The organism is Streptomyces sp. x-80 (genome assembly GCF_046549095.1).
GTDB classification, from domain to species: Bacteria; Actinomycetota; Actinomycetes; order Streptomycetales; family Streptomycetaceae; genus Streptomyces; species Streptomyces celluloflavus.
In genome coordinates, this window is the sequence record NZ_JAJPWM010000006.1 from 439,227 (window position 1) to 456,152 (window position 16,926).

A 16,926-nucleotide genomic window follows, 5' to 3' on the forward strand; every position below is an offset into this window, starting at 1 on the left:
CGGCGGGCCGTTCAGTGCTTGAGGATCTTGGAGAGGAAGTCCTTCGCCCGGTCGCTGCGCGGTGCGGTGAAGAAGTCCTCGGGGGCGCGGTCCTCGATGATGCGGCCGTCGGCCATGAACACCACGCGGTTGGCGGCGGAGCGGGCGAAGCCCATCTCGTGGGTGACGACCACCATGGTCATGCCGTCCCGGGCGAGTTGCTGCATGACTTCCAGCACCTCGTTGATCATCTCCGGGTCGAGCGCGGAGGTCGGCTCGTCGAAGAGGAGCGCCAGCGGGTCCATGGCGAGCGCGCGGGCGATGGCCACCCGCTGCTGCTGGCCGCCGGAGAGCTGCGCGGGGTACTTCTCGGCCTGCGAGGCGAGCCCGACCCGGTCGAGGAGCTCCCGGGCCCGCCGGGCGGCCGCCTCCTTCTTGGCCTTGCGGACCTTGACGGGCGCCAGCATCACATTGGCCAGCACGGTCTTGTGCGCGAAGAGGTTGAAGGACTGGAAGACCATGCCGACCTCGGCGCGCAGCTCGGCGAGCGCGCGGCCCTCGTCGGGCAGTGGTGTGCCGTCCAGCGTGATGGTGCCCGACTCGATCGTTTCGAGGCGGTTGATGGTCCGGCACAAGGTGGACTTCCCGGACCCGGAGGGTCCGATGATCACGACCACCTCCCCGCGGCCGACGGTGAGGTCGATGTCCTGGAGGACGTGCAGCTTTCCGTAGTACTTGTTGACCCCGCGCAGTTCGATCAGCGCCTCACCGGCCATATGCGGACCTGCTCCCTCTCATCCGTACAGCGGAGAGCCGCAACTTACCGGGACAAAAGGGGCGCCTAATCGTTGACACGCACAGAGGAGCCGAAGCGGGCGGATGGACCAGGCGTACGCCGGGTCACCGAAGACCGTGTCAGGGGCGATTGCCGCGCGGCTCCGGGACGGCGGCACCGGGCGCCGGGGGCCGCGTCGGGCGCCTCGGGCGTACGCTCCGCGGGCGTCAGCTCTCGGCGACCTCGGCGTACTCCTGGGACAGCTCGGGCGCCCCGACATCGGCCCAGTCCTGGCCCGCCGCGACGACATCGACCTCCCGGCCGGACGCCAGCCGGACCACCGGCCGGCCGTCCTGCCGCACCTGCCACACGGCGCCGCGCACCGTCCGCACGAGGACGGTGCCGAGATAGAGACCCGCGTCGTTGCCGAGCCAGGGCAGCACTTCGGGGTCGTCCCGCCACACCGGCTGCAACTGGTCCAACTCCTCCAACGACCGTACGGAGTCGTCGAGTTCCACGCCCGAGTCGGCGGCCTGCGCCCGCAGCAGTTCGCATTCGGAGAGCAGCTCGACGACGCTGCCAGGGTCGGCGCGGACCGATTCCGCGAGGGATACCCGGCGGTCCGCGTCCGGATGCCTGCGCCACTTGTCCAGGAAAGACATGTTCATGGTGTGCAGGGTCGCATCCGGCCCGGGGCGGCGGCCACAGGGCGCGCGGCAACCGCCTTGCGCTCCCGCGTTCTTGGCCGATCCGTCCGGCGGCACGACGGGGCGCGGGACGCGTACGGCGGCGGCGCGCCGGGACACCGGATCACCGGCCCCGGGAGGGGGCGGGGCCGCCCGTGGGGGCGGCCTCAGACGTCCAGATCCACCACGACCGGCGCATGGTCCGAGGCACCCTTGCCCTTGCGCTCCTCACGGTCGACATAGGCGTCCGAGACGGCCTCGGCGAACGGGGCGTTGCCGTAGACGAGGTCGATGCGCATCCCGCGGTTCTTGGGGAAGCCGAGCTGGCGGTAGTCCCAGTACGTGTACGGCCGGTCGTACTTCAGGGGGCGCGGCAGAACGTCCGTCAGGCCCGTCCCGCGCAGGGTCGCCAGCGCGTCGCGCTCGGCGGGCGTGACATGGGTCAGGCCCTCGAACACCGCCGGGTCCCAGACGTCCTCGTCCGTCGGGGCGACGTTGTAGTCGCCGAGGACCGCGAACGGGCGGCCGCCCGCGGCGTCCTCGGCGACCGCCTTCGTCAGCGCCTCGAACCAGCGCAGCTTGTAGGCGAAGTGCTCATGGCCCACCTCGCGGCCGTTGGGGACGTACACCGACCAGACGCGGACCGGGCCGCAGGTCGCGGAGACGGCGCGCGGCTCCTGGACGCCCTCGTACTCCGGGCCGCCGGGCAGGCCCGTGACGACGTCCGCCAGGCCGACCTTGGACAGCACGGCGACGCCGTTCCACCGGCCGGTGGCGTTGACCGCCGATTCGTACCCCAGCTCGCGCAGCTGGCCGACGGGGAACTGGTCCGCCGCGCACTTGGTCTCCTGGATGCACAGCACGTCCGTGCCGGTGCTCTCCAGCCAGGCCAGCAGCCTCGGGAGACGGGCGGTGATCGAGTTGACGTTCCAGGTCGCGATGCGCATGTCCGTAACCTACCGCGAGGCACCGACAGTCAGCCGATGTCGGTGTGCGTGCCGGACGTGAGGCGGCCGTGGTCGGCGCCGCCGAGCCCGCCGATCAGCCGGTCGTAGATCGGCCTCGCGTGGTCCTGGAGCAGGCTGTCGTGGATGTCGATGGCCCGCCGCGGCGCGACCTCGCGGACGTAGTCGATGATCTCGGCGATCTTGTTCCAGGGGGCGTGCACCGGCAGCAGCAGGGTGTCGACGCGGCGGCCCTGCGGGACGGTGAGCGCGTCACCGGGGTGGAAGACCGAACCGTCGAGGAGGAAGCCGACATTGGTGATGCGCGGGATGTCGGGGTGGATGACGGCGTGCAGCTGGCCGTGCACCTCCACGTCGAAGCCCGCGGCGGTGAAGGTGTCGCCCTCGCCGACGGTGTGCACCCGGCCGGGGAAGGCGGCCGTGAGCTGCTCGGCGACGCCGGCGAGGGTCCAGATCTCGGCGCCCGGGTTGGCCGCCATGCCCGCGCGCAGCCGCTCCTCGTCGAAGTGGTCGGGGTGCTCGTGGGTGACCAGGATCGCGTCGGCGCCGACGGCCGCGTCCGCCTCGCTGAAGACTCCCGGGTCGATGACGAGCGTCTGCCCGTCCTTCTCCAGCCGGACGCAGGCATGGGTCTTCTTCGTGAGTTCCATGACCGCCATCTTGCCGCGCCCGGGACGCCGCGGCCGCCCGGGGCGGCGTGCCGCGCACCACCGGGCCACGGGCTCGTGGTCCGGCCGGGTCAGCCTTCCGGGGTGGTCTCTTCCCGGATGACCCGCTGGGCGACCGCGAAGGCGGCGTGCGCGGCCGGCACCCCGCAGTAGACCGCGGTGTGCAACAGGATCTCCTTGATCTCCGCCGGGGTGAGGCCGTTGCGCAGCGCGGCGCGGGTGTGCGACGCCAGCGCGTCGTGGTGGCCGCCGGCGACCAGCGCGGTGAGCGTGACGATGCTGCGGGTACGCCGGTCCAGACCGGAGCGGCTCCAGGTCTCGCCCCAGGCGTAGCGGATGACGAAGTCCTGGAAGTCGCCGGTGAAGCCGTCGGTGGCGGCCTCGGCCCGGTCGACATGGGCGTCCCCGAGCACCTCGCGGCGGATCTTGACGCCCTGCTCGTAGGTGCTGCCGCGCAGCTGCGCCGGCTGGGCGAGACCGGACTCGATGGCGGCGGGGACCGGCTGCGGGGGCCGCGGGGGCGCGAGCACCGGTGTGTTCGCGGTGGCGCCGAGCGCGGCCGGGCCGCCGCCGGGCCGGTCCTGCCAGGCGGTGGTGAAGTGCCGGATGAGGAGGTCGGTGACGGCCGCGGGCTGTTCGACGGGCGCGAGGTGGGAGGTGCCGGGCACCAGGGCCAGGCTGGCGTCCGGGATGCCGGCGACCAGCGTGCGGGCGTCGGCGGTCGGGGTGATGCGGTCCGCGGAACCGACGACGACGAGGGTGGGCACGCCGACCCGGCCGAGCGCGGACCGTACGTCGAAGGAGGCCATCGCCTCGCAGGCGGCGATATAGCAGCCGGGGTCGGTGGTCCGCACCATCTGGACGGCCCATTCGACGATGGCGGGCTGGGACTCCGCGAATCCGGGGGTGAACCAGCGCTCGGGGGCCGTGCGGGCGATCGGGTCGAGCCCGTTCGTACGGATCACCACACCGCGCTGACGCCAGGCGTCGGCGGTGCCGTAGCGCGGCGAGGAGGACACCAGCGTCAGGGAGGTGACGCGGTGCGGGCGGGTGAGGGCGAGCTGGACGCCGATGGCCCCGCCGATGGAACAGCCGCCGTACCCGAAGCGGTCCACCCCCAGGGCGTCGAGGGTGGCGATCAGCCGGTCGGCCAGCTCGGCGACGGAGGCGGCCGGATGGGCGGGCGAGCCGCCGTGCCCCGGCAGGTCGAATCTGAGGACGCGCCAGTGGCGGGTCAGCTCGGGGATCTGCCGGTCCCACATGTGCCATGTGGTACCCAGGGAGGCTCCCAGAACCAGGACCGGGGCGTCTTCTGGCCCGTCAGAGCGGTATTGCAGGGTGTTCTCCGGTGTCTGGCTCACCCGTCCGACCCTCTCATCTGTCACGTGATGTCACATCGCCGGGGTGAACCTAGCGGCTCCTGGTCCTCTCGCGACGGCAGGTCCGGGCGCTGCCGGAACCCTTGAGCGTCCAGGTACGTGTCCTCCGGCATGCACTCGTGACCGCGTCGACAGTGGGTCCTCCGGACGCGCCCTCCTGCTCGTAGGCCACGGCTTCCAGGTGACCCGGGTGGCATACCGAGTGCGGTGACACGGACGAGGCTTGGCGCGACCGACCTGGAAACCTTCCGGAATCTCGTCCACCAGCAGCTTGAACACCACGCGGTGAACAAGATCTGTTCTCCCCTTGCACGAGGCTTGGCCGTAGCCGGATGGGTCCTCCCGGCTACCGGTCCACAACCAGCAGCCGGACTCCGAATCCGCCTCAACCCCGCTGGCCATACGGCTCGGCAGGCCGCTCGGCCGGCGGAGCTCGTGGCTCACGCCTGCTCCTCCGCCGCGACCCCGTGCAGGCCGTCCCATGTGGCGGCGGCACCGCGGAGGCCCGCTACGTCCGGCTCGACGTACCACCTCTTGGTCGTCTTTACGTTCGCATGCCCGGCCCATAGCGCGAGGATGTGGTCGGGCACGCCGTTGTCGGCCAGGAAGGTGAAGCACGACGAGCGGGCGTCGTAGAGCCTGACGCGACGGAGGCCGAGAAGCTCCATGAGCCGGTACGCACGCCGACGAAGCTGCTTGATCGCGAATGCATCTCCCGCCTCATGCACCAGCACGCAGCCGGACGCCACGTACGCCTCCCCCGGAGCGAACCTCTCCTCGGATCGGAGAGCCCTGAACGCCTTGAGGGCGGCTGGTGACTGTCCGACGGATCACGGGCGGCCTGTCCGAGGGAGAGCGTGTGCGAGGAGGGTCTCGGCAGCTGTGCGCGCGTGCCGGCCGTAGTCCGTCTCGTTCAGCACCATGGCGCGGCTGGCAGCGCCGTCCGCGAGGGTCACCAACTGCTCGGCGAGCGCGGCGGGTTGGGCGCAGCCCAGTTCCGCCACGAGCGTGGTGACCAGATGGGCCATCAGCAGTTTCTGTTCGCGGGCATAGGCGTGGATCGGGCTCCGGGGGTCGGGGAACTCCGCCGCGGCGTCGATGAACGGGCATCCCCGGACCGGGGCCGCCTTCGCGGCGGGTGGGTCGAACAGTCGAAGGATCCGCTCGCGGGGGTCGAGGTCCTCACGGGTGAGCACACTCTCCAGCGTGTTCCCCGACATGGTGAGCGCCCGCAGGTAGGCGATCACGAGGTCGCTCTTGGTCCGGAAGTGGGCGTAGAGGGTGCGCTTGGACACCGGCGCCGCCTCCGCGATCTGTTCCATGCCGGTCGCGGTGATCCCCTGGTCCGCGAACAGCCGGGTGGCGGCGGCCAGGATGCGCTCCCGTGCGCCCCGCCCCGGTCGTTGCGCCGGCTGGGCAGGTACTTCCGCTTCCGTCTCCGGTGCCGCACTCATGGGGCGAGTATACGGGGGCGTTTACTTCCGGTGCGGCGCGTGGGTAGAGTCGCGTCCATCCAAATAAACGGTTGCGTTTACTTTCGTCCAGGTGAGGAGTACTCCATGAGTCGGTCCGGTCACAGCGAGCTGAGTGGTTACGCGGAGCGGCTGATCCGCGGTCGACGCGCCGTGCGTGCGTTCCGGCCCGACGCCGTGGCCCCGGAGACGATGCGTGCGATCTTCTCGCTGGCCGGCGCTGCGCCGTCCAACTCCAACACGCAGCCGTGGCGGGTGGAGGTGATCAGCGGCGCGCTGCGCGACCGTCTGGCAGACGCCCTGCAGGCGGCTCACGCCGCACGTCGTACCTCCACCGACTTCCCGTACCGCGACGACATGTACGCGCCGATACAGCAGGAACGGCGTGCCGCCTTCGGTGCCGAGCTCTACGGCGCGCTGGGCATCGGCCGCGACGACGCCGCGGCACGCGTGGCCTACGACGCCGAGAGCCTGCGGTTCTACGGTGCACCGCACGTCGCGTTCCTCTTCGTCTCTTCAGGCCGTGCCGACGCGCGGCCGGCCGCGGACGTCGGCGCCTATATGCAGACGCTGCTGCTGGCGATGGCCGCGTACGGCGTGGACAGCTGTCCGCAGGGGCTGCTGAGCTTCTACACCGACACTGTGCGCGGCGTACTCGGCGTCAGCGAGGGGAAATTGCTCGTTGGGGTCTCGTTCGGCTACGCCGACGGTGCCGCACCGGTGAACCGGGTCAGTGCCGGACGCGTGGCGCTGGCGGCGACTACGACGTTCCACGACTAAGGGCTGTCCCGTCATACCTGGTGGATCAGCGCGCGGCGTCAGATGCGGTGCATCGCAAGGCGGAGGAGCGTCCGCATACTGGGTGTATGCGGATGTTCCGACAACGCGGCGAGGTGCCGTAGCTGTCGTCGCGCGCCCGCCAGGTATGACGGGACAGCCCTTAGCCAGGCCGTGAACCCGCCATACTCAGACCCGTTGGGGAACCACCCACACGCGGGTTCCTGCGACTCCCCCGCCAGAAAACAGCGAACCCGCCTGCTTCGGTCGGCGGAACGATGGACAAAGGTGAGAGGCCCTGGGAAACGGCCGTGCGCGAGTGCCAGGAGGAGACCGGCCTGACCGTGTCCGGACCGCCCCGGCTGCTGGCCACCGTGTACGGGCTGCCCGGTGCCGAGTGGCCCTACAGCACGATCGGGATGGTCTTCGACGGCGGCCGTCCCACCGCGGCGCAGATCCGCGGCATCACCCTGAATCCGCAGGAGCACGACGGGGCCCGCGTCCTGCCCTTGGAGCGATGTGACAGAACCACCACGCCCGAACAAGCGACCGCATCCACACGATCGGGTGGACCTTTCCCGAACTGGCGGCGGACAGCAATGCCGGACGGTAATCACAGAGCTTGATCGTCGTCAGGAAAGAGTGTCCGGGTGTTGTTGACGGTCCGGGGCTTCTGAGGGAGTTGTTGAGGGCTCTGGAGCCCTTTCCGGTGCTCGTCGGCCGATCCTCATAAAACGTTGGTTATTTGAGGCCAGACTGGCCTTTCGTGACCACGCTGACCGACGCGCTCGGCTCCGCCGATGACCTCCTCACCGCCTTCCCCCTCCACCCGACCGAGATCCGCATCGGCTACGCGCGGGGCTCCACCGGCGGGCAGAAACTCGACCGGCAGGTCGACGCCCTCACCGCAGCGAAGTGCCGACGCATCTTCGCCGACAAGAAGTCCGGGAAGAACGACCTGCGCCCGGAGCTGACGGCGTGCCACGCCTTCCTCCAGACCGGAGACACCCTCGTCGTCCCCTCCCTGGACCGCTACGGCCGCTCGCTCCAGGACCGCGTGAACATGGTCGCCGCTCTGCGCGACCGTGGCATCGGCTTCACCTCGCTGCACGAGCGCCTGGACACCACCACCCCGGGCGGGCGGCTGATCTTCCACGTCTTCGCCGCCCTGGCGGAGTTCCTCCGCGAACTGATCGAGCAGGGCACGAACGAGGGCCTGGCCGCCGCACGGGCCCGCGGCCGGGTCGGAGGTCGGCCGACCGTGGTGACGCCAGAGCTGCTGCGCGCAGCCCGCGACATGCTCCCCAACCCCGACAACAGCGTCGAGACGATCGCCAAGCTCCTCGGCGTCTCTGTCGGCACCCTCTACAACCACATCCCTGACCTCAAAGAACTGCAGGCAAAATGAGGTTCTCAGGCGTCGCCAGCAGATGATGCTGCAGCCGAGGGCGAGGGCGCGAGGCAAAAGCCCAGGCCAGGGGCCGGCGCCTGCTCGGCGCCGATTGCGAAGGGCGTCACTCCGCCGAGTTCCACCGCGATGGACCCCAGCCACCTTCAGCCCGACGCTCGACCGTCGGTATCGCTCGGTCAGACCGTTGATCTGCTCGGCAAAGGTCTTCCGGAAACAAGACTTCCGATCGCGAAAGTACCTCCGGTGTTGTCGTCCTCCACCGGCTTGACCAGGGCCTTGGCACCCAAAGAGAGAAGGAAGGCGCCGTCCGGCTTCACGGCATGCAGGCCGCCGGCTCAAAGATGTGGCGACTTATTGGCCTCTCGGACCGAGAGCTGCAGCGGGGGGCGACGTTCACTTAAAAGTGTGGGCGACGGAGGTCGGCCACGTGGATGGGCCCATCGAGCACTGCCTGTCGCATTGCCCGTGGCCTACGTGAGCGACATGCGAGGCGATTGTGGACGACATGGTGGGAACGTGGGTCCTGGAAGATTTCACCGTTGAACGCGGAGGAGTGACCTCCCATCCCCTCGGGGAACGGCCCAGAGGGATGCTTCTGTACACCGCAAACGGTTGGATGAGCGCCCTGCTGACCACCGACCCCGCCCGCAATGTCCGTGCATCCGAGGAGCCGGAGGCTCCCGACGGCACCGTGGCGTATGCCGGCCGCTGGGAGCGCGCGGCAGACGGGGCGGTGCTCCATCACGTCATGATCAGCCACTACGCGCCATGGGTGGGTACGACCCTGGAACGCCGCGTCCGTTTTCTTCCGGAAACTCTGGAGCTGACGGCCGTTTCACCGGGCGATTCCACGTCCGTCCTGCGCTGGCGCCGGCCCGCGACCCGACACGTCCGCCAGGTGCCCTGACACCGTCGGCCGACCGTTTCGGTTTCCGGACGTCACGGCGGATCCGAGCGAACCGATCAACGACTTCTGATGTCTCTACGGAGGTGGCACGCCATGCGCACAGCCAATCTCGATGACCGCCTGGTGCTCGTGTACGACGACGGTGTCGTGGACGTGGAGAAGGCAAGTGACGGGGAATTCCCGTCCGACCCGCAGGCCGTATTCGACCGCTGGCCGCAGTTCCGTGACTGGGCACAGTCCGACGTTCCGGCCGCATACGAGCGTGCCGCGTTCGACGAGCGGCAGCTCGGCCCGCCCGCGCCACGCCCCCGGCAGGTCTTCGCCGTCGCCCTGAACTACGCCGACCATGTGGCGGAGTCGGCCGCCGACAAGCCGGCCCAGCCGACGATCTTCACCAAGTACCCGACGTCCGTCACGGGCCCCCGCGACACGGTCGCACTGCCCAGCGAAACCGTGGACTGGGAGATCGAGCTGGTCGCGGTCATCGGAACACGGGCACACCAGGTCGCGGCCGCGGACGTCTGGGGACACGTGGCCGGCCTCACCGTCGGTCAGGACCTGTCCGAGCGTCGCATCCAGCTGCGGGGTTCACCGGCGCAGTTCTCACTCGGAAAGTCCTTCCCCGGATTCAGCCCGATCGGCCCGGTGCTGGTGACCCCTGACGAGTTCGAGAACCCCGACGATCTCCCACTGGGCTGCGCGGTCAACGGCGAGACGATGCAGGAATCCCGGACCAGCCACATGATCTTCTCGGTCTCCGAGCAGATCGCCTGGATCTCCGGGATCTGCCCGCTGCTCCCCGGCGACCTGGTATTCACCGGCACCCCCTCAGGCGTGGGCGGCGCCCGGAATCCGATGCGGTTCCTCCGCCCCGGCGAAGAGCTGCGCAGCTGGATCGAGGGCATCGGCGAACTCCGCAACCCGTTGATCGCCGGCCGCAGCTACCCCCACGGCCCCCAATCAGCCTGACGGCCACACACCACGAGAGTCACGAGAGCATCGAGGAGCCAGTCATGGCCCTGCACCGTCTCGCCCACATCACCATGGGTGTACCCGACGTCGAGTCGACCGCGGCCTACTACGCCGACTTCGGACTTACCCACCTGGGCCGCCAACGTTTCGCCACCACCGACGGCGGCGAGCAACTGAAGGTCGTCCACGCGCCGCGCCGTCGCCTTGAGGAGCTGGTCCTCGGCGCCGACGACCCGGACGATCTGGACCGGATCGCAGCCGCCCTGAAGCGGCTGGAGGTGTCCTGCGTCCGCGACGCGCATGCGCTGCGTGCGGTGGATCCCGGCACCGAGGTCACCGTCAGCGTGGAGGTCCGGCCGCGCATCGTCCAGGACGCTCCCGCGGCCGCGCCGTACAACGCGCCGGGACGGATCGAGCGCGCCAACGTCCGTGCCCCCGGCGTGCTGCGCGAGAAGCCGGTACGGCCCCGGCGCCTGGGACACGTCGTCCTCGGCTCGACGAACCAGGAGGCGTCCCAGCGATTCTTCACCGAAGGTCTCGGCTTCAAGGTCAGCGACCTCGTCCCGGGCGCGGCGTTCCTGCGCTGCTCCACCGACCACCACAACGTCCTCGTCCAGCGGGCACCCGTGCCCTTCCTTCACCACTCCTCGTGGCAGGTGGACGACGTGGACGAGGTGGGCCGCGGTGCCACCCGCATGCTCGAGGGACACCCTGAGCGGCATGTGTGGGGGCTGGGACGCCACTTCCTGGGCTCGAACTTCTTCTGGTACCTCAAGGATCCGGCTGGCAACTTCTCCGAGTACTTCTCCGACATGGACTGCATCCTCGACGACCAGGTGTGGACGCCGGGCGTATGGGAGGGCGCGAGTGCGCTGTACAGCTGGGGCCCGCCGGTACCGCCGTCGTTCATCCGCCCCGACGATCTCGCCGCGCTGATGACCGGTGCTCACAGCACGAGCTGACCAGAAAGGACAGAGCCATGCACACGATCAACAAGGAGAGCACCGCCCGGCAGAACGAGTACGACGTGCTGGTCGTCGGCGCGGGGCCCACCGGGCTCACCACGGCAGTCCAGCTCGGTATGCGGGGCTGGCGGGTCGCAGTCGTCGAGCGCTGGCCGGAGCGGTACCCGCTGCCCCGCGCGGTGGTCCTCGACCACGAGATCGCCCGCATCGTGGCCTCCCTGGGCCTGGGCGATGCCCTGCGCACCGTCAGCGAGCCGGCCGAGGACTACGAGTGGCGCAACGGCAAAGGGGAAACACTGTTGCGCCTTGCGTTCGAGGACACCAGCTACTCCGGCTGGCCGTACGAGAACATCTTCACCCAGCCTCGCCTCGAAGCCGCCCTGGAGGATCGCACCCGTGCCCTGCCCGGTGTCGAGATCCTGCGCGGCTGGGCGGCCGTGGACCTCGCCGAAGAGTCGGCCGCCGTGCGCCTGACCATCGCCGAGAACGCCGGGGGCCGGCCGACGGGTGACGATGACGTGCGGGAACACCGCACACTGCGCGCCGCCTACGTCGTCGGCTGCGACGGTGCGAACAGCTTCGTCCGCTCCCGCATGAACACCTCGATGACCGACCTGGGCTTCCAATTCGACTGGCTGGTCATCGACATCATCCCCCACGACCGGGATCGCGTCTGGTCCCCGCGCAACCTCCAGCTGTGCGACCCGGCCCGGCCGACCACGGCCGTCTCGGGCGGTCCCGGCCGCCGCCGCTGGGAGTTCATGCGACTGCCCGGCGAGACGATTGCCGAGCTCAACCGCGAAGAGACCGCGTGGCAGCTTCTCGCCCCCTGGGACATCCGCCCCGACAACGCCACCCTTGAGCGCCACACCGTCTACACCTTCCAGGCCCGGTGGGCGGACCGCTGGCGCCAGGGCCGCCTGCTGCTGGCCGGCGACGCAGCCCATCAGATGCCCCCGTTCGCCGGTCAGGGCATGTGTTCCGGCATCCGCGACGCCACCAACCTGACGTGGAAACTTGACCTCGTCCTCGCCGGCCACGCCGACGCGTCGCTGCTGGACACCTACACCACCGAACGCTCCCAGCACCTGCGGCACGCCATCGACGCGTCGGTGTACCTGGGGCGGATCATCTGCGAGACCGACCCAACCTCGGCCGCCGAACGCGACAAGGGGATGCTTGCCGACCAGCAGGCCGGGCGCGACCACCTGGTGAGCATGCTGCCGGGCACGCTCACCGCTGGCCTGCTGGCCTGCGACGCAGGCGGTGCCCCCGTGGAGCCGGCCGGACAGCTCGGCCATCAGGGCCGGGTGCGTTCCCATGGCCGCACGGACCTGTTCGACCAGGCCGTCGGCACCGGATTCACCCTGCTCGCCACCCGGAATCCGCGACAGGTTCTCGACGACGACGCCCTCGGCTGGTGCGAGCGGCTCGGGATCCGACTCCTGAGGATCACCGACGACCACACCGCCGCCGGCCCGGTCGACGTTGTCGACCTCGACGGCACGTACCTCGCTCACCTGGCTGCCACCGGACAGCAGGCCCTGCTCGTGCGCCCCGACTTCTATGTCTTCGGCGGCGCTCCGGACATGGACGCCGTGCCCGGCCTGCTGGCCACGCTCCGCGACGAACTCACCGCGGGCAGCATGCTGGCTTCTGCCCCTTGAGCCGACGGGAACCGACGTGCCATGGGCCCGTCATCCACGGGACATTCGTCACCTCGCGCACCGCACGAGCAGATGCCCTGCTCGTGCGGTGCTCTTCAGACGTATTTTTGGTGTCAGAGGTGGCGCTCCCGTGGTGGTCACGTCCGTCGTCGACGTGGTCATCGGGCCGGATGGCCCTGCCGAGTGACGGGCGTGCACCGCGCGGCCACGCGCCGCACAAGATATCGAGGCGGGCTGTGACGCGAGAGTGGCTCCTTGAGCTTCGACCGGCCCCCGACCGGGCGGTTGACCCTGCCATGCCACAAGCGGCCGCGGCCGCCGCGGCGGAAACCCTCGGGGCGGACCCGGTCCGGTGGGCGGTGCAAACGGCTGCCGCCATGGCGGCAGAGATCCTCGACGAGGTTCCCGAGCACGGCGGCGGACAAGCCCCCATGACCACCCTGCGACGCTCCACCGAATCCGCCGTCCTCGCGACCTTGCACCTGCTGCTGACACCGCACCCGCGGCCCGTCGCCGCCTCGACCGAGGAAACACTTGAAGGATGCCGCGAGTTCGCCCGCCGCGGCGTCCCCCTCGACCGGGTCCTGCGAGGCGTCCGGCTCGGACACGCCCGACTGGCACATGACCTGGCGGCCGCGATCGAGGAACACGTCCCCTTCGACCAACGCCTGGCCGAACTGCGCGAAGTCAACGAAATGCTGTTCGCCTACGCCGACGCCCACGCCAGCCAGATGGCCGAGGAGTACATCGCCGAGCGAGACCGCTGGCGCGGCAGCGACGAGGCCGCACGTCGCGCCCTCATCGACGACCTGATCGCCGGACGCCCGGTCGATGTACAGGCCGCCAACCGGCGCCTGCGCTACGACATCCGCCGCACCCACGCAGCCGCCGTGCTGCGGTGCGACCACACCGAGCCCGGCCTGCCCGCCCCGGAACGGCTGCAGCGGACCGCGGCCGCCATGGCCCGCGCCGCAGGAGCAGCAGAAATGCTGCTCATCCCCGCCACCGGCACGACGGCATGGGTGTGGCTCGCCCTGCCCGGTGAAGAGACCGCAGGCCCGGCCGAGCGCCTGCGGGACGCCCTCGACCCTCCGGCGGGGGTACGCGCGGCCCTCGGCCCGGCCGCACACGGCCCGCAGGGCATGCGCCGCAGCCACCTGGCCGCCCTACAGGCCGAACGGATCGCCCTCCACGCCAGAAACGACTGGCTGTACGACTACCAGGACGTCCGTCTGGTGGCCCTGGCCACCGCCGAGCCAGAACACGCGCACTGGTTCGTGCAGGACGTCCTCGGCCCGCTGGCCTCCGACGGTGCCCGGATGCAAGAGCTGCGCGAGACTCTGCGCGTCTACCTCTCCGAGGAACACGGCCTGCGGACGGCGGCCGACCGTCTGCACGTGGCGCGCAACACCGTCACCTACCGAGTCAAGCGCGCGGAGGAACTGCTCCCCACGCCGATCGACGTCGGCAACTTGCTGGAAGTGCGCCTGGCACTGGAGATCGCGCAGACCCTGTACGGCTGACGGGCCCCGCCCCGTCCGAACAAACGCCGCGAACGGCGGGCGAGCCCGGCGGCGCCCAGAGGTCGGACCCGACATCTGCCAGGTGATCGTCACTGGGGAACTGGACATCGCCACCGCCCCGGGCCTCCGCACGACCCTCTACACCGCCGCCGCCACACAAACGGATCACGGTCAACCTGTCGCAGCTCCGGTTCTGTGACTGCGCCGGACTGGCGGGCGCTGGCCAAGACGGAGCGAGACGAGTACGACGAGACGCGCGTCGACTACCACTCCGAACTGATCATCGTGGAGACCCCGACCATCCGGGAGATCCTGCACCAGGGACGTCTGCTGACCCTGGTGAACCGCCGGGAGATCAGTGCCCGCCGTGGTCTGATCGTCTCCGGTCCTTGGGCGACGGGGAAGTCCACCGCCATCAAGCAGCTCGGCCGGGCCCACGAACTGTGAGTACGGCGGCGCTATCCCGACCATGACCGTATCCAGGTCGTCTACGTCTCCGCCCCGCCCAACGGCTCCCCACGCAAGCTGGCCACCCGCTTCGCGCACTTCCTCGGGCTGCCCCTCAAGTCCCGTCACCATGAGATGGACATCGCCGACGCGGTCTGCGAGATCCTCACCGAAGCCCGCTGCGATCTGCTCCTGGTCGACGAGATCCACAACATCCAGATGGGCACGTCCAACGGCAAGGACATCTCCGACCACCCACCTCAAGTAATCGCTGAACACATCCCGGCGACGTTCGTCTACGTCGGCATCAACGTCGAGCGGGAGGAGCTGTTCACGGGAGTCCGCGGCAAGCAGATCGCCGCCCGCTGCGTCATGCAGCACACCGCGAACTTCCCTTACGGCAGTGAATGGCGCTCGATGATCGCCACGATGGAGCACGCGTTGCGGCTGCACCATCACGACCCCGGCATGCTGTCCCGCCAGGCAAAGTATCTCCACACCCGCACCGGCGGCAGCATCAGCAGCCTGTCCCATCTGATCCGTGCCGCCGCGATCAGCGCAATTGCCGAAGGCAGCGAACAGATCACCCGCCACCTGCTCCACACCATCACGATCGACCACAGCACCCGGTCCGACCATCCCCGCCCGCCCAGAAAAACCGAGGACGACATCGGGGACGCAGCGTGATCACTTCTCTCTCGCCGCGCCGTCTTCAGGCCCTGCCCCGCACCGTTGCCCCGCTGCACCGCGAATCATGGGATTCCTATGTGAAGCGGCTCGCCAAGGCGAACCGGCCACGAACCGGCTACCGTTCACGCTCCCGGGGTGAAGCGGCTGCCTGCGCTGGCGCAGCGGTGGGGTGGAGGACAAGCCGCTGCTGCCGCGCGAGATCGACGACACGACGTGCTGGTGCCGGCCGCCTGGCGCAAGGCGGTCTATGCCAACGCCGTTCTGCCGACCGGGCGGTGGATCGCGACGCGTACATGGTGCGCGGGCTGGTAGCAGCTGCACCGCGCGCTTCAGCGCCGGGACGTGTCGGCCTCAGGTCGCGGTCGTCGGGTTCGAGGATCCGGCAGCTTTGCGGTATTCGGCGTTGATGCGCTGAGCTTCTTCAAGCTGGTCTTCGAGGATGACGATGCGGCAGGCAGCCTCGATGGGCGTGCCGTGGTCGACGAGCTCGCGGGCACGGGCGGCGATGCGCAGTTGGTAGCGGGAGTAGCGGCGGTGTCCGCCCTCGGAGCGCAGCGGGGTGATCAGGCGGGCCTCGCCGATCGCGCGCAGGAAGCCCTGGGTGGTGCCGAGCATCTCCGCGGCCCGGCCCATGGTGTAGGCGGGGTAGTCGTCGTCATCGAGACGTCCGAACGAATCGCCTGCTGTCATTAGCACCTCTCTGTGGAACGCGTGGAGGGGCCCGGATGCCATGTGGCACCCGGGCCCCGAAGGAACTGCTACACCATCTGCCGGTCCTGGTACTGCGCCGGCCTTCTGTTTCCGCCGACCCGACCGTGATGCTGTCGGGGATGCGGGGATCGCGGTTGCTTGACCGGAGACCACCTCACTATCGATGTCCTGCGGTACCCGGACTCGACAATCCGTCCGGGCGATCCTGATGGCGCCTGTTCCTCCGTTCTTTCCCTCTGACTGAACTGCCTTACCAAACGGGGGACTGCGTACTGCTGATACCGCGAACTGCTTGTACTGCCGGTGATACGAACTACCGGTGACCTGTGCGAGCGCCACTCTTCGGCAGCCAGCCCCGTCGCCCATCGTGCGTCTGCTCTGGCTTGGAACCCCACTGCCGAACCTCCCGGTGCGCGCGCCCGCAGCCGACGCCTTCACCGAGGTACTGCTCACTTCACTGCTGGGTACTGCCACTGCGTCAACTGCTGTCGGCGGCCCCTGATGACTGCGGGCCACCCGGTCCGGTCGCCAGTCCCGTCGCCGTCCTGCAACCGCTCTGGCTTCGAAACTCCGCCACCGCACCGTCCTGCGTACTGCGACTACCTGTACTGCTGCCCGGCAGTTCGTCTCTGCCAGGCCCTTCATTCTCTCTGGGCTACGAGAGAAACCATAACCACGGCGACCACCCAATGTCTACTCCAGCCGACATAGATTTTCGAGTGCTTCGTGATGAGGTAATCGGGGTTGGCGGTCCTGCCTGGCTGTAGGCAGGACGCAACAGCCAGGCTGGATCCCCCATCGGCGGACCAGGGAGTGCCCGGATGGGCACGGTGAGCATCGACGCCACAGCCGCCCGTTCCGCGCGCGCCGTCGCCGAGGCACGTGAGGCCGCCCCGGACATCCTCGGGACTCTCCGGCCGGCCGTCGCTCCC

Annotated in this window: 17 protein-coding genes and 1 pseudogene; 10 read left to right on the forward strand and 8 right to left on the reverse strand. The window is 69.6% G+C overall.

The annotated features are described in order from the left end of the window. Nucleotides 1-11 precede the first annotated feature (11 nt). The 7 genes from ACLJWH_RS14860 to ACLJWH_RS14890 form a co-directional block, all read right to left on the reverse strand. Nucleotides 12-755 (reverse strand): amino acid ABC transporter ATP-binding protein, encoded by a 744-nt coding sequence (locus tag ACLJWH_RS14860; protein ID WP_411142145.1) that lies wholly within the window; start codon nt 753-755, stop codon nt 12-14. A gap of 226 nt (nt 756-981) precedes the next feature. Continuing rightward, nucleotides 982-1,422, reverse strand: coding sequence for a DUF6278 family protein (locus ACLJWH_RS14865; protein ID WP_411142146.1), 441 nt, complete (start codon nt 1,420-1,422; stop codon nt 982-984). Nucleotides 1,423-1,607: 185 nt separating this feature from the next. Continuing rightward, nucleotides 1,608-2,387 (reverse strand): exodeoxyribonuclease III, encoded by a 780-nt coding sequence (locus tag ACLJWH_RS14870; protein WP_411142147.1) that lies wholly within the window; start codon nt 2,385-2,387, stop codon nt 1,608-1,610. Between the two features lie 29 nt (nt 2,388-2,416). Beyond that, nucleotides 2,417-3,055 carry an MBL fold metallo-hydrolase gene (locus ACLJWH_RS14875; protein WP_411142148.1) on the reverse strand — a complete coding sequence of 213 codons (639 nt, stop codon included), beginning with the start codon at nt 3,053-3,055 and terminating at the stop codon, nt 2,417-2,419. Nucleotides 3,056-3,144: 89 nt separating this feature from the next. After that, complete coding sequence (locus ACLJWH_RS14880; protein WP_411142149.1) at nt 3,145-4,434, reverse strand: alpha/beta fold hydrolase; 1,290 nt, start codon at nt 4,432-4,434, stop codon at nt 3,145-3,147. Nucleotides 4,435-4,892: 458 nt separating this feature from the next. After that, nucleotides 4,893-5,201 carry a hypothetical protein gene (locus ACLJWH_RS14885; RefSeq protein WP_411142150.1) on the reverse strand — a complete coding sequence of 103 codons (309 nt, stop codon included), beginning with the start codon at nt 5,199-5,201 and terminating at the stop codon, nt 4,893-4,895. A gap of 81 nt (nt 5,202-5,282) precedes the next feature. Continuing rightward, entirely contained in the window at nt 5,283-5,906 is a 624-nt protein-coding gene (locus ACLJWH_RS14890) for a TetR/AcrR family transcriptional regulator (protein WP_411142151.1), read from the reverse strand. Nucleotides 5,907-6,011: 105 nt separating this feature from the next. Between ACLJWH_RS14890 and ACLJWH_RS14895 the strand changes: the two genes are divergently transcribed. The 10 genes and pseudogenes from ACLJWH_RS14895 to ACLJWH_RS14940 form a co-directional block, all read left to right on the forward strand. Next, nucleotides 6,012-6,704 (forward strand): nitroreductase, encoded by a 693-nt coding sequence (locus ACLJWH_RS14895; RefSeq protein WP_411142152.1) that lies wholly within the window; start codon nt 6,012-6,014, stop codon nt 6,702-6,704. A gap of 221 nt (nt 6,705-6,925) precedes the next feature. Then, on the forward strand, nt 6,926-7,327 hold the full coding sequence (locus ACLJWH_RS14900; protein ID WP_411142221.1) for an NUDIX domain-containing protein: 402 nt from the start codon (nt 6,926-6,928) through the stop codon (nt 7,325-7,327). A gap of 149 nt (nt 7,328-7,476) precedes the next feature. Further along, the gene (locus ACLJWH_RS14905; protein WP_411142222.1) at nt 7,477-8,109 is read left to right on the forward strand and encodes a recombinase family protein; all 633 of its coding nucleotides are present in this window, start codon (nt 7,477-7,479) and stop codon (nt 8,107-8,109) included. A gap of 508 nt (nt 8,110-8,617) precedes the next feature. Next, nucleotides 8,618-9,019 (forward strand): lipocalin-like domain-containing protein, encoded by a 402-nt coding sequence (locus ACLJWH_RS14910; RefSeq protein ID WP_411142223.1) that lies wholly within the window; start codon nt 8,618-8,620, stop codon nt 9,017-9,019. 93 nt (nt 9,020-9,112) lie between these two features. Continuing rightward, nucleotides 9,113-9,988, forward strand: a complete 876-nt coding sequence (locus ACLJWH_RS14915) for a fumarylacetoacetate hydrolase family protein (RefSeq protein WP_411142153.1) — start codon at nt 9,113-9,115, stop codon at nt 9,986-9,988. A 44-nt stretch (nt 9,989-10,032) separates the two neighbouring features. Further along, nucleotides 10,033-10,953 carry a VOC family protein gene (locus ACLJWH_RS14920; protein ID WP_411142154.1) on the forward strand — a complete coding sequence of 307 codons (921 nt, stop codon included), beginning with the start codon at nt 10,033-10,035 and terminating at the stop codon, nt 10,951-10,953. A 17-nt stretch (nt 10,954-10,970) separates the two neighbouring features. Then, entirely contained in the window at nt 10,971-12,623 is a 1,653-nt protein-coding gene (locus tag ACLJWH_RS14925) for a bifunctional 3-(3-hydroxy-phenyl)propionate/3-hydroxycinnamic acid hydroxylase (RefSeq protein WP_411142155.1), read from the forward strand. Nucleotides 12,624-13,000: 377 nt separating this feature from the next. Beyond that, nucleotides 13,001-14,146, forward strand: coding sequence for a PucR family transcriptional regulator (locus ACLJWH_RS14930; protein WP_411142156.1), 1,146 nt, complete (start codon nt 13,001-13,003; stop codon nt 14,144-14,146). Nucleotides 14,147-14,341: 195 nt separating this feature from the next. Continuing rightward, on the forward strand, nt 14,342-14,593 hold the full coding sequence (locus ACLJWH_RS14935; RefSeq protein WP_411142157.1) for a hypothetical protein: 252 nt from the start codon (nt 14,342-14,344) through the stop codon (nt 14,591-14,593). Nucleotides 14,594-14,611: 18 nt separating this feature from the next. Continuing rightward, a pseudogene (locus ACLJWH_RS14940) lies at nt 14,612-15,280 on the forward strand (ATP-binding protein); the annotation flags it as partial. Between the two features lie 354 nt (nt 15,281-15,634). On the opposite strand, the gene ACLJWH_RS14945 reads toward ACLJWH_RS14940, so the two are convergent. Further along, entirely contained in the window at nt 15,635-15,973 is a 339-nt protein-coding gene (locus ACLJWH_RS14945) for a MerR family transcriptional regulator (protein WP_411142158.1), read from the reverse strand. Nucleotides 15,974-16,926 lie beyond the last annotated feature (953 nt).

Bases quoted from the DNA above. Each gene is read 5' to 3' on its own strand.
- ACLJWH_RS14920 (WP_411142154.1), top strand. From the start codon at position 10,033: ATGGCCCTGCACCGTCTCGCCCACATCACCATGGGTGTACCCGACGTC.
- ACLJWH_RS14890 (WP_411142151.1), bottom strand. From the start codon at position 5,906: ATGAGTGCGGCACCGGAGACGGAAGCGGAAGTACCTGCCCAGCCGGCG.
- ACLJWH_RS14895 (WP_411142152.1), top strand. From the start codon at position 6,012: ATGAGTCGGTCCGGTCACAGCGAGCTGAGTGGTTACGCGGAGCGGCTG.
- ACLJWH_RS14910 (WP_411142223.1), top strand. From the start codon at position 8,618: ATGGTGGGAACGTGGGTCCTGGAAGATTTCACCGTTGAACGCGGAGGA.
- ACLJWH_RS14860 (WP_411142145.1), bottom strand. From the start codon at position 755: ATGGCCGGTGAGGCGCTGATCGAACTGCGCGGGGTCAACAAGTACTAC.
- ACLJWH_RS14865 (WP_411142146.1), bottom strand. From the start codon at position 1,422: ATGAACATGTCTTTCCTGGACAAGTGGCGCAGGCATCCGGACGCGGAC.
- ACLJWH_RS14930 (WP_411142156.1), top strand. From the start codon at position 13,001: ATGGCGGCAGAGATCCTCGACGAGGTTCCCGAGCACGGCGGCGGACAA.
- ACLJWH_RS14870 (WP_411142147.1), bottom strand. From the start codon at position 2,387: ATGCGCATCGCGACCTGGAACGTCAACTCGATCACCGCCCGTCTCCCG.
- ACLJWH_RS14925 (WP_411142155.1), top strand. From the start codon at position 10,971: ATGCACACGATCAACAAGGAGAGCACCGCCCGGCAGAACGAGTACGAC.
- ACLJWH_RS14915 (WP_411142153.1), top strand. From the start codon at position 9,113: ATGCGCACAGCCAATCTCGATGACCGCCTGGTGCTCGTGTACGACGAC.
- ACLJWH_RS14945 (WP_411142158.1), bottom strand. From the start codon at position 15,973: ATGACAGCAGGCGATTCGTTCGGACGTCTCGATGACGACGACTACCCC.
- ACLJWH_RS14875 (WP_411142148.1), bottom strand. From the start codon at position 3,055: ATGGAACTCACGAAGAAGACCCATGCCTGCGTCCGGCTGGAGAAGGAC.